Here is a 15,210-nt window from a genome sequence, read left to right as displayed (position 1 = left end):
CTTAGAATAATAGTAAATGAAAACAAAAGAAAAGTCCGTAGCAACGCTGCGGACTTGATTTCTGATTCGATCAAATCCTCTTATTGCTCGATTTCTCGCTCAGGTTGGCACCTTCCGCACGCTCCTGCCAGTGGCATTTCGTGAGGGGTTGCCGTGACTTCACAGATCCTTTGTATCTCCATCACTCTGAATAAGGGATTACGCACTTTTCAGTTGTCAGTTAGGCGCAATTATCATCATAACTGCGTGTCATATCTTAACAGATACCTATAGGCTTGTCAAGGGGTTTCTCAGGATATTTGCATAAATGAGAAAAAATAGGGAAACTGCGCTTTCTGCAGACGCTGCATTCCCGGCAGCCAAAAAAGGACCGCGTCCATGACGCGATCCCAAAATGATTTTAAAATTTTCGCTTAGCGGGTTCTGCCCTGTACCCATGCACCAGATGCATCTACATAGTAGTTATCCGGAGTCCAGGTGTTGGTCAGCATATTACCGTTGGTCAGGTCACAGTAGTAATACTTGCCGTCGCCTGCCCGAATCCAGCCAGTGCGCATATAGCCTACGCTGTCAAAGCAATACCACTGTCCGTTGATCTGAAGCCAGCCATTGGTCGGGTAGGAACCATTTGCGTAACGGTACCACCAGCCTACGTTGTCTTTGATCCAGGAAGCCTGCTGCTGTGTGTTTCCAGGAGCATTCGCGGTGCTTCCGGAATTATTGGTTACGTTGTTAAACTCACCAGCTTTGATGCGCGCAAGCATATCTTCGTCTACATAAATGTAATCGGATTCGTACCAGTCGCCTTTTTTGTTGTTGCTGTTGACTGCACGTACCTTGAAGTAATACTCACCTTCTCTGGTGATGCTGGAAACAAAGTTATAATACTCGCTGCTGGTACTTACTGCACTTCCCACAGAGCTGCTGCCGCGGTATAAGCGCACCTGATAGCTTACTGCGCCTGAAGTGGTTTCCCAGGTTGCAACGGTGGAATTATCATTCTGCCAGGACACGTCATCAATCTCCATGGTACCTTCCAGATCGGCAAGCTTTACGGTAACGATCAATGTGGAGCTGGAATCTTCTCTTCTGGATGAAACATAGGTTGCCTTGTCGCCTTTTAATGTAACCTTTGCTTTGCTCATGGAAGCGAAATAGTAATCGCTGTCTGCCTCCATGGTAATCTCGACTCTCGGTACATCTCCGTCTACCCACTCACCGTCATCATTTACAATGTCGACATCGGTAACGTCATAATTGCTTCCGTTTGCGGTAGCGGTAACGCTTCCGCCGCTGTCACCTACTGCAATATCAGAATCGATCGTAAGGCTGACACTTGTAATTTTCGTACGGCTCTCTGCCGCAAACGCGGTTCCTGCTGCCAGTGCAGTAAGTAATGCCACACCTGCGAAAGCAGCCAGTTCTTTTTTCCATAACTTCATATTGATTCCTCCTTTTACACATTTTTCTAAATCTTCACTCTGTATTGCTACGGCTCTTCTGCAACTGTTTTTATTCTTTTCAGTCACGTCATCTGTTTGATTACTTATAGGATACAGGAAAAACGTGTACAGATTGTGTCCAGAACATGACAAATTCCATACAGGATTTAACGATTTGTTTACAATTCTTACCAAATTGCGTAAATTCTTTCATCAGCCTGTCTTTAAACGGAACTTCTGTGCTTCTTTCTCGGAATCTACCATTTCAATATCGGCTCCAAGGGCCTGGAGTTTTTCTTCGAATTTCTCGTAACCACGCTGGATATAACCGATCTCATCGACTATGGTAAAGCCGCTCGCAGACAGACCTGCAAGCACCAGGGCTGCGCCGGCACGCAGGTCCGGTGACTCCACACGGGCACCGGTGAATCCTTTTACCCCATCGATGACAGCCACATTGCCCTCCACTTTGATGTTTCCACCCATACGAGCCAGTTCGTCCACATATTTGAAGCGGTTCTCGAAAATGCTCTCTGTGATCATACTGGTGCCTTCCGCCAATGCCAGGGTAACTGCCATCTGCGGCTGCATATCGGTCGGGAAGCCCGGATACGGCAGTGTTTTGATATTGGTAGAACACTGCTTCGGTCTTCCTACCACACGCACCTCGTCATCGCCCTCGATGACTTCGCAGCCGATTTCAAGCAGCTTTGCAGAAATGGCTTCCAGGTGTTTCGGGATTACGTTCTTTACCGTTATGTCACCGCGGGTTACTGCTGCCGCACACATAAATGTTCCGGCCTCGATCTGGTCCGGAATGATGGAATAATCGGTTCCATGCAGCGTTCTGACACCGCGGATACGGATGACATCCGTTCCGGCTCCCTTGATATTTGCACCCATGCTGTTTAAGAAGTTTGCAACATCTACAACATGCGGTTCCTTTGCTGCATTTTCAATGATCGTCATGCCTTCTGCCATGGCAGCCGCCATCATGATATTGATAGTCGCACCAACAGAAACCATGTCCAGATAAATATGTGCACCTACCAGATCGATCGCATGTGCATGAACGGCTCCGCATGCAATTTCGATCTTGGCACCTAATGCACGGAAGCCTTTTAAATGCTGGTCGATCGGTCTGCTTCCGATATCGCAGCCGCCCGGAAGCGGAACCTGCGCACTCTTATACTTGCCAAGCAGCGCACCAATGAAATAATAGGACGCACGAATGCGGCGGATATACTCGTCATCCACCGAAACTTCACGAATCGTAGAACCGTTGATCTTGACCGTATGGCGGTCCATCCGGTCCACACGGGCACCAATCTCCTGGATCGCCTCCAGAAGCACGTTGATATCCCGCACATCCGGAAGATTTTCAATGATCACGTCTTCATCTGTCATAATGGAAGCTGCCAGAATGCCAAGCGCGGCATTCTTTGCTCCGCTGATCACAACATCTCCAACCAGTGGACTGCCGCCTTTCATAATATACTGATTCATTACACACCTCTATATTAAAAGTAAACCTTTACAATTCTATTAAATCTTTATGATTATACCACAGATTCCGATTTTGTAAAGTAAAACCAGGACAGGCCTGTGCTGCTGTTTTGCATGGCGCAGGCAGGAATGGATTTTGCCGGTGCCACGCAGTCTAAGGCAGATTTACTGCACAGATAAAATCATTGCCGCGGACCCGGAAAAATTCAGTACTGTCATTGAGACCTGCTTTATATAATTCTCCGGTCTGTGGATTGTACACGGTGACGTTGTACTGGTCAAACCCGCAAAGGATCAGATACTGTCCCTCTCCGGTATAAGCCGCCAACGGGATTCCCTGGTCAATGAAATACAGCATCTGCATAAGACTGCTTCCGCGGGCATCCAGAACTGCCAGCTTTTCTGTTTCATAAACCGTACTTTCCGTAAAGCTATCCAGATGACGTGCCAGCGGTGCAAACGCAGACTGTACATCCCGGATATTCCGGATATTTCCACGTTTTACGCGGTTCCACAGGATATTGCGGTTTTCATCGGTCACAAAGCCCATCTGATCATAGGCAAGCTGCAGTGCCTCGGAAAAATCCGTGGTCACTTTTAAAAGATGTCCGTTTCCATACGCATAAAATTCCATATCCGGCAGCTGATAGTTAGACTTTAAATCCAGCCGGTCAGACTGTTCATAGCTTACCCGCTTCGGGGCCTGCATCCGGATGCTTCGTCCATTCTTTATTTCATCATCCAGCTGAACAAAATAAACCCGTTCTTTTTCCGGCGATGCGAACCAGCCAATGCCATCCAGTTTGCTGTTCTCGAGTTCTGCATTGCAGACGATGGTATCTTCCGGACTCTCCGCATAACTGTGCGCTCCGGTTTTTACAACCCGTTTCAGGTGGATGCGGCTCTCGTCTACCGTAACCTCAGAAATATAGGATCCGTTCTTCTCGTAGCTGGTTTCTTCCTGCATCTGGTCGTTGATGATGCGGACATTATACATAGGGAGATTCTCTGTACGTCCATTCACCTGCCAGGTATCCTCTGCCCGGGCTGTCCCATATACCAGATCTCTTCCCACAAATCCAAGTGTCCGGACATATTCTCCGTCACCAGCCCGGATATCGCGGGTCTCACCAGTCTCCAAATCCATCAGGTAAAGCGTCTGAGATTCGTAAAGGCTGTCTTCCTGCCAGGCGATCCTCTTTTTGTCACTGCTCACTGCAAAGGTTCCTTCCACCAGAGAATCTGCCAATACCATATTTTCGCGGCTGTTCATGTCAATGCCGTAGATCGCGTGGTCTACGTAGAGGTAGAGCATTCCACTTTCCGTCTGGCTCGCCAGCTGATCAAGATCGGATTCCAGCTGTTCATAGGACCCGGAATATGGAATAAAATAGCGCTCCTCCAGGGCATTTCCTGCCGAGGTGTAATGATATCCCACAATTCCATTTTCCCCTTCATGATTTCCACGGTTCATGTAGCCATATACCAGAAAATCCACATCGCCATTGTCATTTACCGACAATATTTTTATATCATGATGGTCATAGTTACTCCGTACGTCTGTACTGTCATCATCCCGGAAAGAAAATACCTTCACCGCGCGCCGGTCTGCAGACGCGTAGCTCCACAGGTCCCGGTTCACACGATATGCCGTAACGTTTCCGCCTGCGCTCTTTACCGCTTCCACCCGGTCGTCCCCGGTGATGCCAAGCAGAATCCGTTTCCCGGAATACTCGCTCCGGTCCCCGGCAAAAATCTGATTCACAGTGCGGTCATACTGCATCAGATAAATACGCAGTTCGTTCCACTTCATGGTGAAATTTTCTTCCACCTCGTACGTTTCCTCGCCCCCTTCTCCCTGGCGTTTGGCCTGATAGGACAGCTGGACGCTGCACATCACTCCATCTAATTCCTTTAGCCGGATTTCCACATTTCCCTGTGGCTGCATGCCAAGCTTTCCCCATGTCAGCTGGGAAAAACTGGAATGGATGGAGGTATGGCCAAATGTCGTATTATCCTCCGACGGGCTGGTTTCCAGATAAGTGGTCAGACTCCTTGCCTGCTCATAGTCAAACGTTTTCGTGGAAAAATCTGCTGCCAGATTGATCATGTCGCTGGCATGTTCTGCTGCATCGGTCCAGAGAATCCGGGTATAATAATACACCGGTCCGAAATTTTCGGTATCCAGCTGGATTTTCAGCTGATATTCCCGTTCCTTTGTAAGCAGATTCTGGATGGGCAGCGCTGCAAGAATTCCGTTCTCCGTCTGCTGCCAGTCTGTCAGATCCGTCTTTTCTACCAGACGTTCCCGGTCCATGCTGCGGATTTCATAATGGATGCCGGTAACACCGCCTCCGCTAATCTGTATATTCAGTGCCCGGTCCTCCGGCAGAATGGTCAGTGTCTCTCCTGCTGCTGCCGTATTCATCTCCTGACGGTATCCGTAAAGCCGGTTCATGCTGCGTCCCGCCATCTGCATGGTAATGCCCGGGAGCGTTGCAGATTCCATATCCATATATACGGCCTGGTCCTGACCGCTGTTCCACCGGTTATTTGCGAAAAAAAAGACGCCGAGCGCCGCCGCAAATACTCCAGACAAAATTGCAATTCGTTTTATGATGTGATTCATAGATCCGTAATTTCCTTAATTTATTTCGTATATTTTTATTTCATACAGTTTTATTCTACCCTGTTTTGTGCTTCCTCACAAGAAAATGTTTTCTTAATTTTCTCTTGCTATCTGCGCGTACATCCATTATAATGAAACCATACATTCCGTCAATTCATAATAAAATCTTTATTTCAAAAATATCTTCTTGTGTCTGTTTTATGGAATTCCCATTTTTATTGTGAACCTATATTTTTACATATTTTTTTGCGTATTTTTACTTCATTTTATTTGTATTCATTTGGAGGTATTTTATGGTATATGAAACATTTCTGGAAACTGTAACCAATAAACTTCAGGAAGCCCTGGGTGATTCCTATCAGTTTACCCTTCGCCCGCTCCCCAAAAACAACGGTGTCACCCTCGACGGTCTGACGATCCAGAGTCCAGGCTGCTGCGTTGCACCAACCATCTATCTCAATCCTTATTACGAACAATTCTGCCGCGGAACCGACATTCACGAAATCGTACACGATATCCTGAGGCTTTACCGTGCAACCCCGTCCCCGGCTTTTCTGCAGTCCGATTCCCTGGAACACTTTTCCAATCTCCGTTCCCGGATCATGTTCCGTCTCATCCACACGGCATCGAACCAGATTCTCTTAAACGATCTTCCCCATCTTCCTTATCTTGATCTTTCCATTGTATTTTTTGTCTCCCTGGAACGCAACGAGGCCGGCCAGATGACCGCCCTCATCCACAATGAACATATGAACCGCTGGGATGTAACCGTACAGGATCTCTGGGAAGCGGCAAGCCGCAATACTCCGCTGGAATATCCGGCACAGATTCAGAGTATGACCGATCTGCTCCAGGAGATCGCAAAGAAAAATATGGGAGAACATTATGATCCGGAACTGATCCAGGAACTGCTGGAATCCGACGATACTGCACCGCTTTATGTGCTCAGCAACAGCAACGGACTCTATGGTGCCAGCTGTATGGTCTACCAGAACGTACTGAAGGACTTCGCAGAACACCTTCAGGCAGATCTGATTCTTCTGCCATCCAGTGTACACGAAGTCCTTCTCACTCCAAATCTGGAACACTCTTCTTTTGAGGATCTTAGTTCTATGGTTACCTCCATCAACCGCCAGGAGGTTTCTCCGGAGGAACAGCTTTCCAATCAGGTTTACCTGTTCAGCCGGAAAGATGGAAGCCTAAAGGTCGTTTCCAACGCACCAAAACTGGTTGGGACATCCGCGCTGTCCTGATTCATTTCGATTCATTTCGCCTTTCCGGATGTCTCTGTCTGACGCATCTGCTCCGTCATTGAGATATTTTAGAAGATCCGGCTTCCGACCTGGTAAATGATCACGGCAAAGCACCACGCCAGAACGATCTGGAACAATACCATCCGGATTGTAAATTTTAAGGATCTTGTCTCACGCCGGATGGTTCCCACTGCAGCCACGCACGGGGAATACAAAAGACAAAATACCAAAAGTGCATAGGCATTCGCCATACCAAACCCGGCAATTCCAAGCACCTTAGACAGCTCTGCCATTCCGGCGGCAGAGTTGATATTGCTGATTCCATACAATACGGAAAAGCTGGATACCACCACCTCTTTTGCGGAAAGTCCGGAGATCAGCGCTACCGCGATCTGCCAGGTGCCAAGTCCCGCCGGTTTTAAGATTGGAACCAACAGCCGTCCGATTGCTGCCGCAAAGCTCTGCGTTACATCGGTCTCGTAACCGTGAATGCCAAAATTCAATACAAACCAGAGCACGATGGATGCCACAAAGATCGTAGTTCCGGCTTTTGTCAGATAATCCTTTACCTTATCCCATACATAGATTGCCACAGTTCTGGCATTCGGGGTCTTGTACTCCGGAAGCTCGATCAGAAGCGTATCCTCATCCTTATTCTTCTCATGCTTATGAAGGATAAAAGCAATCGTGATCGCCACAATGAGACCGATCACATACAGGGAATACGCCGCTAACATCGCATGCTCCTTAAAAAACATCTCTGCAAACAGCACATAGATCGGAAGCCTTGCGGAGCAGGACATAAACGGGGTGATCAGGATCGTGCGGCGGCGGTCACGCTCTGTCGCCAGCGCCCTGGTCGCCATGACTGCCGGAACGGTACAGCCAAAACCAAGAAGCATCGGAAGAAATGCCTTGCCGGACAGTCCGACACGACCCATGATCTCATTCATGACATAGGCAACGCGTGCCATATATCCGCTGTCTTCCAGAAATGCCAGTGCCAGAAACAGGATGAAAATGTTCGGCAGGAAGGTCAGGATACCGCCCACACCGGCTACAATACCATCGACTACCAGAGAGATCAGCCAGTCTGAAGCATCTACATGCTGCATAGCCGCCAGAAGTGCCCCGGAAAACCATTCCAGTCCAATCTCAAAATAGCCCTTTAAGAAATCTCCCACAGTAAAGGTTAAGAAGAACACCAGCGCCATGATTCCGAGAAAGATTGGAACACCAAACACCGGATGTGTCAGCCACGAATCGATGCGGTCTGTCGATGCCGATTTTTCGTCCCGGCCCACCATACATTCTTCCATGACCTCTTCGATATAGTTATACTTCTCGTTGATGATATCTTTTTCGTAGTTTTTCCCTGCGATATGGCTGATATCCACCGGATGGTCTTTCATGACCTCCGGGTCCTGCTCCAGAAGCTTTACGGCATGCCAGCGCATGTTTTCCATATCGCCGTATTTTGCCCGCAGGATGGTTTCGATCTGCGTGATCTTTTCTTCGATTTCCTGATCGTAATGCACTACGATGCCCTGCGGTCCCTCTTCATAATGATGGACCACTGCGTGCATCAGGACATCCAGTCCGGTACGTTTTCTTGCAGAAACCGGGACAACCGGGATTCCGCCCAGCATCTCTGGAAGACGGTGCAGGTCGATCTCCATGCCGCGCTCTTCCACGATATCCATCATGTTCAGCGCCAGAATAACCGGCTTTTTCAGTTCCAGAAGCTGTAAGGTTAAGTAGAGATTTCGCTCCAGGGAAGATGCGTCCACCACGTTGATGATGACGTCGACCTCGCCTTCCTCAATACAGCGTCTGGTTACGATCTCCTCGATCGTGTAGGAGGTTAGGCTGTAAATACCCGGAAGGTCAATGACCTTGATCGGTCTTCCCTTATAATTGGTGCGGCCCTCCACACGCTCTACGGTAACACCGGGCCAGTTTGCCACTTTCAGGTTCGCACCGGTAAACGCATTAAAAAGCGTCGTTTTTCCGCAATTTGGGTTTCCTACGAAGCCAACGCGGATTTCGCGGTTGTCTGTTTTTTTGCCAGACTGGTTCGCGCTTTTCTCCTTTGTATTTTCCGGCTGTTCTGCCTTATTTTTGTTCTGCTGCATCTCAGTCATGGCTGCGCTCCTCCATTTCTGAAATCTCGATCCCGTCACTGATGCGCTTACCCACAGCCAGTCTTGTGCCGCGCACCTTAAAGATCACGGAACCACTTCCTTTCTTATTTAAAAGAGTTACCGGTGTCATGCTGTTGACTCCGAGTGCCTCCAGACGTCTGGTAATCGTCTCATTTACAGCCACACTGTTTACACGGTAGGTGTGACCGATCATTCCTTCACTCAATTTCATAGAAAACAACTCCTTATAGTTAGCTATTAGTAACCAGTACATAAAAATATACCCTTATTGATAAATTTTGTCAATAAGGGTATATTTTTAAGACTCCAGTTCCAACAGCGCTTTCTTCACTTCCAGCATCCGATCACGCAGCACAGCCGCCTCCTCGAAGTTTAATTCCGCAGCGGCCTGATGCATCTTCTTCTGGATTTCTTTTACCAGCTTGTTCAGTTCCTTGGCGCTCATGGACTCCAGATCCTTTTCATCTGCCGAAGGATCCTTTTCCGCAGCCTTGGAGATTGCGATCAGGTCCCGCACTGCTTTCTTGATGGTGGTCGGAGTTATGCCATGTTCCTCGTTGTACGCCTGCTGGATCTGGCGGCGGCGGTTCGTCTCCTCGATTGCCACCCGCATGGAATCGGTGATCGTATCCGCATACATAATGACATGTCCTTCGGCGTTTCGCGCCGCACGGCCAATCGTCTGAATGAGCGAAGTTTCCGATCGTAGGAAGCCTTCCTTATCCGCGTCGAGGATCGCCACCAGGGTGATCTCCGGAATATCCAGACCCTCTCGCAGCAGGTTGATACCGACCAGCACATCAAACACATCCAGACGCATATCGCGGATGATCTCCGCGCGCTCCAGCGTGTCGATATCGGAATGCAGGTACTTGACCCGGATTCCGATTTCTTTCATGTAATCCGTCAAGTCCTCTGCCATACGCTTGGTCAGCGTCGTGATCAGCACCTTGTGGTGTGCTGCCACCTCTTTGTTGACCTCGCCCACCAGGTCATCGATCTGCCCTTCTACCGGTCGGACAGAGATTTCCGGATCCAAAAGTCCGGTCGGACGGATGATCTGCTCTGCCCTGAGGAGCTCATGCTCTGCCTCGTAAGGACCGGGTGTTGCAGAGACAAACATCATCTGGTCGATCTTGCTCTCAAACTCTGTAAAATTCAACGGACGGTTGTCGAGCGCCGATGGCAGGCGGAACCCATAATCCACCAGCGTGGTCTTTCGCGAGCGATCCCCTGCATACATACCGCGCACCTGCGGCAGCGTGATGTGAGACTCATCCACAATGATGAGAAAATCATCCGGGAAATAATCGATCAGCGTCCACGGTGGCTCTCCCGGTTTTCCAAACGTCAGGTGCCGGGAATAGTTCTCGATGCCGGAACAAAAACCCGTTTCCCGCATCATCTCCACGTCGAAGTTCGTCCGCTCCGAAATGCGCTGTGCTTCCAGCAGCTTATCTTCGCTTTTAAAGAAAGCCACACGCTCTTTCAGTTCCTCCAGAATATTTTCCGTGGCAAGCTGCATCTTCTCTTTCGGCACAACATAATGGGATGCCGGGAAGATGGCAATGTGGTTTAACTGCAGCTTTGCCTCTCCGGTCAGCGTGTCGATCTCCACGATGCGGTCGATCTCATCTCCAAAAAACTCGACCCGGTATGCCGCACTGTCAGAATAGGCCGGAAAGATTTCCAGTACATCGCCCCGCACGCGGAACGTACCGCGGTGAAAATCCATGTCGTTTCTGGTATACTGAATATCGACCAGCTTGCGGATGACCTCATCCCGATCTTTTTCCATGCCCGGACGCAGGGAGATCACCATCTCCTGGTAATCAATCGGGGAACCAAGACCGTAGATACAGGAAACCGATGCCACAATGATGACATCCTTCCGCTCGGAAAGTGCCGCAGTCGCGGAATGCCGCAGCTTATCGATCTCGTCGTTGATGGCGGAATCCTTTTCAATGTAAGTGTCCGTGGACGGAACATAAGCCTCCGGCTGATAATAATCGTAATAAGATACAAAATATTCTACGGCATTCTCCGGGAAAAATTCCTTCATTTCCCCGTAAAGCTGCGCCGCCAGCGTCTTATTGTGGGCAATGATGAGCGTTGGCTTGTTCAATGCCTGAATGACATTCGCCATCGTAAAGGTCTTTCCAGAACCCGTCACACCCAGCAGTGTCTCGAATTGATTTCCCTCTTTGAAGCCTTCTACAAGCTCGGCAATGGCCTGCGGCTGGTCGCCGGTAGGCTGATACTCGGAGTGTAACTGAAAATGATCCATAAGTGTTTTCCCCTCTTTCAAATTTTAGAATACCATCTGCACCAGCACCATATAGCACGCCGTCCCGGCTGCAATGGATACGAGCATATTTCTCCATTTCAAATGAAGCAGTACCGTAAGTACAATCGAAATGATTTCCGGCAAGCCATAACTGTCTCCGGTAAATTTCACATTTCTTAAACAATACACCACCAGCATGCTGAAGACGGCACCCGGCAGCATATTTACCGCAAGGAATTCCAGACTCCCGCCGAAGATCGTCATGCTCATGATGAGCGGATACCAGAATCCAAACCCAGACACATGCATGTAAATGCCATATGCCATACCCAGAAACCAGAACCCGGCAAAAATCGGGATCGTGTGGGGAAAAGCTGCCAGAAATGCTTTTCGTTTCATAAGCAAAAACCTTTCCTTGTGTAGAAATATATTTTAATCAGCATAGCATAACTGGTAAATTATTGCAATCGCACAGGAAATACAATATATTTTCCACTTTTCTTAATAATTTGATAAGAACTTTTATATTTTTTTATTTTTCAAACACAATTTAGACACATTTCCCCGCTATAGTATGTTCTTGTCCTAAAGGACAGAGGAGGAAAAAATTATGATGAAAAAAGTATTTAACAAATCCATGATTGCTGTTGTAGCTGCTGCTATGGTAGCTATGGGAATCACCGCTTGCGGCGGCACCAAAGAGGAGACTACTGCTGCAGAGACTACCGTAGCAGAGACCACCGTAGAGGAGACTACTGTAGAGGAGTCCACCGAGGAAGAGGAGTCTTCCGAGGAAGAGGCTTCTGAGGAGTCTGTTGAGGCTGAAGACGCTTCCAAAGAGGATGCTTCTGTAGAGGAATCTGACGAGGCTGAGGAGTCTTCCGAGGAGGAGGCTTCTGAGGAAGCAGCTGAGGAGACCACTGCTGCGAACTAACGATATCATACAGGAAAACAAAGGGGCGAAAGTTTCCACAGCCGCCATGCATGGCGGCTGCTTTGCTTTGTCCTCCAACTTCGGGAACTTGGTCGTAATAAGTCCGAGAACCACCTTCTTGTCATCGGATACGTGGGACAAGCACTCAAAACCGCCGGAACGTGCATCGTCAAATTCCAGATACCTCCATCCGTGATCACATGGTATCCGGCTTTTTTCTGTTTCTCCACCAGATCCGTGATCGCGGTATCTTCTACCTTCTTTGATTCCTCTGCGGTTATCATACCCGTATTTTCCGTTTCTGTAAAATATCGAAAAAAGCGATTTGTCATAGTTTTAATCTATAGCAAACCGCTTTAATGCTTCAATATAATGTGCTGCAAACTTCCCGGGCACAACCTGTTTGTGGGTAATATACCCAATTTCCATATAGTCCTCCGCCTCTAGAGGAACTGCAACAATATCCTTTCCATTCAGTGTTTCATTGATCACACCGCTGCAGATGGTATAACCATTCAGCCCGATCAGCAGGTTAAATAGTGTCGCACGGTCGCACACCCGGATATCTTTTTTGCTCTCCAGCGTGCTCAAGATTTCCTCCGAAAAATAGAACGCATTGTGGTCTCCCTGCTCATACGACAACCGCGGATAATTCTCCAGATCCTGCAGTGTCACTGATTTTTGTTCCGCCAGCGGATTTTTCGCCCCGACAAAGACATGGGGCTTTGCGAGAAAGAGTCGTTCAAACTTAAGGTTATGTTCCTTAAAGGTCTTTCGCAAAACCGTTTCATTGAACTGGTTCAGATAAAGAACCCCGACCTCGCTTTTCAGCTTCGCGACATCTTCGATGATCTCGTAGGTCTGCGTTTCCCGGATACGAAAGTCGTAGCTTTCCCCGCCATACGTTTTTAACAGTTCCACAAACGCCTCCACCGCAAAGGAATAATGCTGGGTGGATACACAGAACTGGTGTCGTACCGGCGCTGCGCCCGCATAGCGCTCCTCCATGAGCCTGGTCTGGGTGATCACCTGCCTTGCATAGCCAAGAAATTCCTCCCCCTCTGTGGTCAGAAGAATGCCCTTGTTAGTCCGCTGGAAAATGGTAATGCCAAATTCGTGCTCCAGTTCCCGGATTGCCGCAGTCAGGCTCGGCTGGGAAATGTAGAGCCGCTCCGCAGCTTTGCTGATGGTCCCCGCCTCAGCGGTCTCCACGATGTATTTCAATTGTGTCAGTGTCATAGGTTTGTCCTTTTTCTGATTGCGCTTTCTTTCATCATATCAATCTGTTCCGATCAGCACCCGCTTACCCTCAAACGCGAATCCATAACAGCGAATCCGGTCTTCCGATACACCATGGGCAATCAGTTCCCGGTCATACTGCTTCTCCTGAATCTGCTTCAATGCCGCCTGAACCGTATCCCCAAGAGAAGTTTCCTCTTCCGCCTCACGAACCTTAAACTCCAGAATGATGCCATCAAATTCCGGTTTTTGTGGAATCAGCATCACATCATAACGCCCCAGTCCGCTCTCCCGGTTGGACCGGATCAGATAAGCATCCCGCAGCTCCACCAGAAGCCCAAGCACAAAGCCATGATAAAAGCGCTCCGGCTGTGTCCGCTCAGACGAATGATTTCCTGTGTCAAAGCTGCTGAAAGTAGTTAGAGCCACATCATTCATATAGGCGTTCATTTCTTTTATATTTCCCTTTAAAAGAGCCTCGATGAACGCATTATAATTGGTTCCGGAATTTTCAAACCATCCGGAAAACATATCAGAAAACATCCCCAGCGTTTCCAGATTTGTGATCATCAGATGATACCACGGTTTTCTCCAGGCTCCGCGATATTCGACCTGCTCCACCCGTAAATACCCGCTGGCCACAAGCAGACTCCAGATTGCGTTCTGCACATGATCCAGCTGGTCAAATACGATCTGCTCATCAAAGGTTACCACAATTTTTCCTCCCTGAAGCAGATCCTCCATGCCTTCCTTTATTTCCGCAGATGACGTCCGGATCAGCTTGTTGATCAGCGTATTTCCACTGGTTGCCGCCCAGTAGGCCATGAATGTTTTCTCCCGCAGGAAATTCGTGATGGACCACGGATTATAGATATCCCGCTTTGATCCAAACGTGAAGCCATCATACCAGCGCTTCACTTCTTCTTTTTGCTCTATTAGACCAAACTGTTCCAGAGATGCAAATACCTCTGCTTCCGTAAAGCCAAAACAGTCTGCATACCGCTTCGAGGTGGTTGTGATCACACTGAGGTTATTCAGATCCGAAAAGACAGATTCCTTCGAAACACGGGTAATTCCCGTCATCATTCCGCGTTCCAGATACGGGTTTGTTTTGAATGTCGCATTGAACAGACTCCGGATAAAGGAAGTAAATTCGTTCCAGTACCCATGCACATATGCCTCCTGCATGGGGGTGTCGTATTCATCCAATAATATGAGCACACGCTTTTCCCAGAAATGGTGCAGGTAATAAGACAGATTTTTCAGGGCATCCTGAGCTGTCACATCATCCATTTCACAGTTCATTACTTTTATAAACTGCTGTTTTTCTGTGTCCGCAAAGCACGCTGTATCCAGAAGATAACGGTGCTGACGATAAGTATCGCCAATAATATGCCGGATTTTCTGAACTGTGTCCGTATAACAATTCTGCTTTACATCCGCAAAACTTAAAAATATAACCGGGTAAGTTCCCTGAAGCTTCTGATATTTCTCCTCATTCCATATCTCAAGACCGCTAAAAAGATCAAAGCGGTCTGCATACCGTTTTGAAAAGAAACAATCCAGCATACTCATATTCAGCGTTTTTCCAAACCGCCTAGGGCGGGTAATCAGCGTAACCGAATCTCCTGACTCCCACCACTGCGAAATCAGTTTTGTTTTATCAATATAGAAATAATTGCCTTCCCGCAGGGACGCGAAATCCTGCTTTCCGATTCCGATCGTACATGGCATCTGCTCCACCCCGTTTCTGTT

11 protein-coding genes, 1 pseudogene and 1 riboswitch are annotated in these 15,210 nt (G+C 48.3%); of the genes and pseudogenes, 2 read left to right on the top strand and 10 right to left on the bottom strand.

From position 1 onward, the window contains the following. Window positions 1–77: 77 nt before the first annotated feature. Window positions 78–197: riboswitch (SAM riboswitch) on the bottom strand. A 216-nt stretch (window positions 198–413) separates the two neighbouring features. The 3 genes from DXB18_RS00460 to DXB18_RS00450 form a co-directional block, all read right to left on the bottom strand. After that, complete coding sequence (locus DXB18_RS00460) at window positions 414–1,442, bottom strand: hypothetical protein (RefSeq protein ID WP_118544096.1); 1,029 nt, start codon at window positions 1,440–1,442, stop codon at window positions 414–416. Between the two features lie 213 nt (window positions 1,443–1,655). Continuing rightward, entirely contained in the window at window positions 1,656–2,948 is a 1,293-nt protein-coding gene (locus DXB18_RS00455) for a UDP-N-acetylglucosamine 1-carboxyvinyltransferase (RefSeq protein WP_118705351.1), read from the bottom strand. A 154-nt stretch (window positions 2,949–3,102) separates the two neighbouring features. After that, window positions 3,103–5,577 (bottom strand): hypothetical protein, encoded by a 2,475-nt coding sequence (locus DXB18_RS00450; protein ID WP_118705349.1) that lies wholly within the window; start codon window positions 5,575–5,577, stop codon window positions 3,103–3,105. Window positions 5,578–5,870: 293 nt separating this feature from the next. Between DXB18_RS00450 and DXB18_RS00445 the strand changes: the two genes are divergently transcribed. Continuing rightward, window positions 5,871–6,830, top strand: a complete 960-nt coding sequence (locus DXB18_RS00445) for a DUF5688 family protein (protein WP_118705347.1) — start codon at window positions 5,871–5,873, stop codon at window positions 6,828–6,830. A gap of 68 nt (window positions 6,831–6,898) precedes the next feature. On the opposite strand, the gene feoB is transcribed toward DXB18_RS00445, so the two are convergent. From feoB to DXB18_RS16655, 4 genes are all read right to left on the bottom strand, one after another. Next, window positions 6,899–8,974, bottom strand: a complete 2,076-nt coding sequence (gene feoB, locus DXB18_RS00440; protein WP_118544100.1) for a ferrous iron transport protein B — start codon at window positions 8,972–8,974, stop codon at window positions 6,899–6,901. Next, the gene (locus tag DXB18_RS00435) at window positions 8,967–9,206 is read right to left on the bottom strand and encodes a FeoA domain-containing protein (protein ID WP_118544101.1); all 240 of its coding nucleotides are present in this window, start codon (window positions 9,204–9,206) and stop codon (window positions 8,967–8,969) included. Before DXB18_RS00435 ends, feoB begins: the two co-directional genes overlap by 8 nt. 87 nt (window positions 9,207–9,293) lie before the next feature. Next, window positions 9,294–11,282, bottom strand: coding sequence for an excinuclease ABC subunit UvrB (uvrB, locus tag DXB18_RS00430; protein WP_118705345.1), 1,989 nt, complete (start codon window positions 11,280–11,282; stop codon window positions 9,294–9,296). A gap of 24 nt (window positions 11,283–11,306) precedes the next feature. Further along, window positions 11,307–11,681 carry an AzlD domain-containing protein gene (locus DXB18_RS16655; RefSeq protein WP_118544103.1) on the bottom strand — a complete coding sequence of 125 codons (375 nt, stop codon included), beginning with the start codon at window positions 11,679–11,681 and terminating at the stop codon, window positions 11,307–11,309. A 211-nt stretch (window positions 11,682–11,892) separates the two neighbouring features. Here DXB18_RS16655 and DXB18_RS00420 point away from each other — a divergent pair, with 211 nt between their 5' ends. Continuing rightward, window positions 11,893–12,216, top strand: coding sequence for a hypothetical protein (locus DXB18_RS00420; protein ID WP_243035380.1), 324 nt, complete (start codon window positions 11,893–11,895; stop codon window positions 12,214–12,216). 63 nt (window positions 12,217–12,279) lie between these two features. Here DXB18_RS00420 and DXB18_RS16395 read toward each other — a convergent pair. From DXB18_RS16395 to DXB18_RS00405, 3 genes and pseudogenes are all read right to left on the bottom strand, one after another. Next, a pseudogene (locus DXB18_RS16395) lies at window positions 12,280–12,399 on the bottom strand (5-methyltetrahydropteroyltriglutamate--homocysteine methyltransferase); the annotation flags it as partial. Window positions 12,400–12,552: 153 nt separating this feature from the next. Continuing rightward, window positions 12,553–13,455, bottom strand: coding sequence for a LysR family transcriptional regulator (locus tag DXB18_RS00410; protein ID WP_118544338.1), 903 nt, complete (start codon window positions 13,453–13,455; stop codon window positions 12,553–12,555). Window positions 13,456–13,494: 39 nt separating this feature from the next. After that, the gene (locus DXB18_RS00405; RefSeq protein ID WP_118544337.1) at window positions 13,495–15,189 is read right to left on the bottom strand and encodes an AAA family ATPase; all 1,695 of its coding nucleotides are present in this window, start codon (window positions 15,187–15,189) and stop codon (window positions 13,495–13,497) included. Between the last annotated feature and the right edge of the window lie 21 nt (window positions 15,190–15,210).

Source organism: Clostridium sp. OM02-18AC, from assembly GCF_003481825.1.
In the GTDB taxonomy this organism is placed as follows: Bacteria; Bacillota; Clostridia; order Lachnospirales; family Lachnospiraceae; genus Brotaphodocola.
This window is presented reverse-complemented; position numbering and strand designations above follow the sequence as displayed.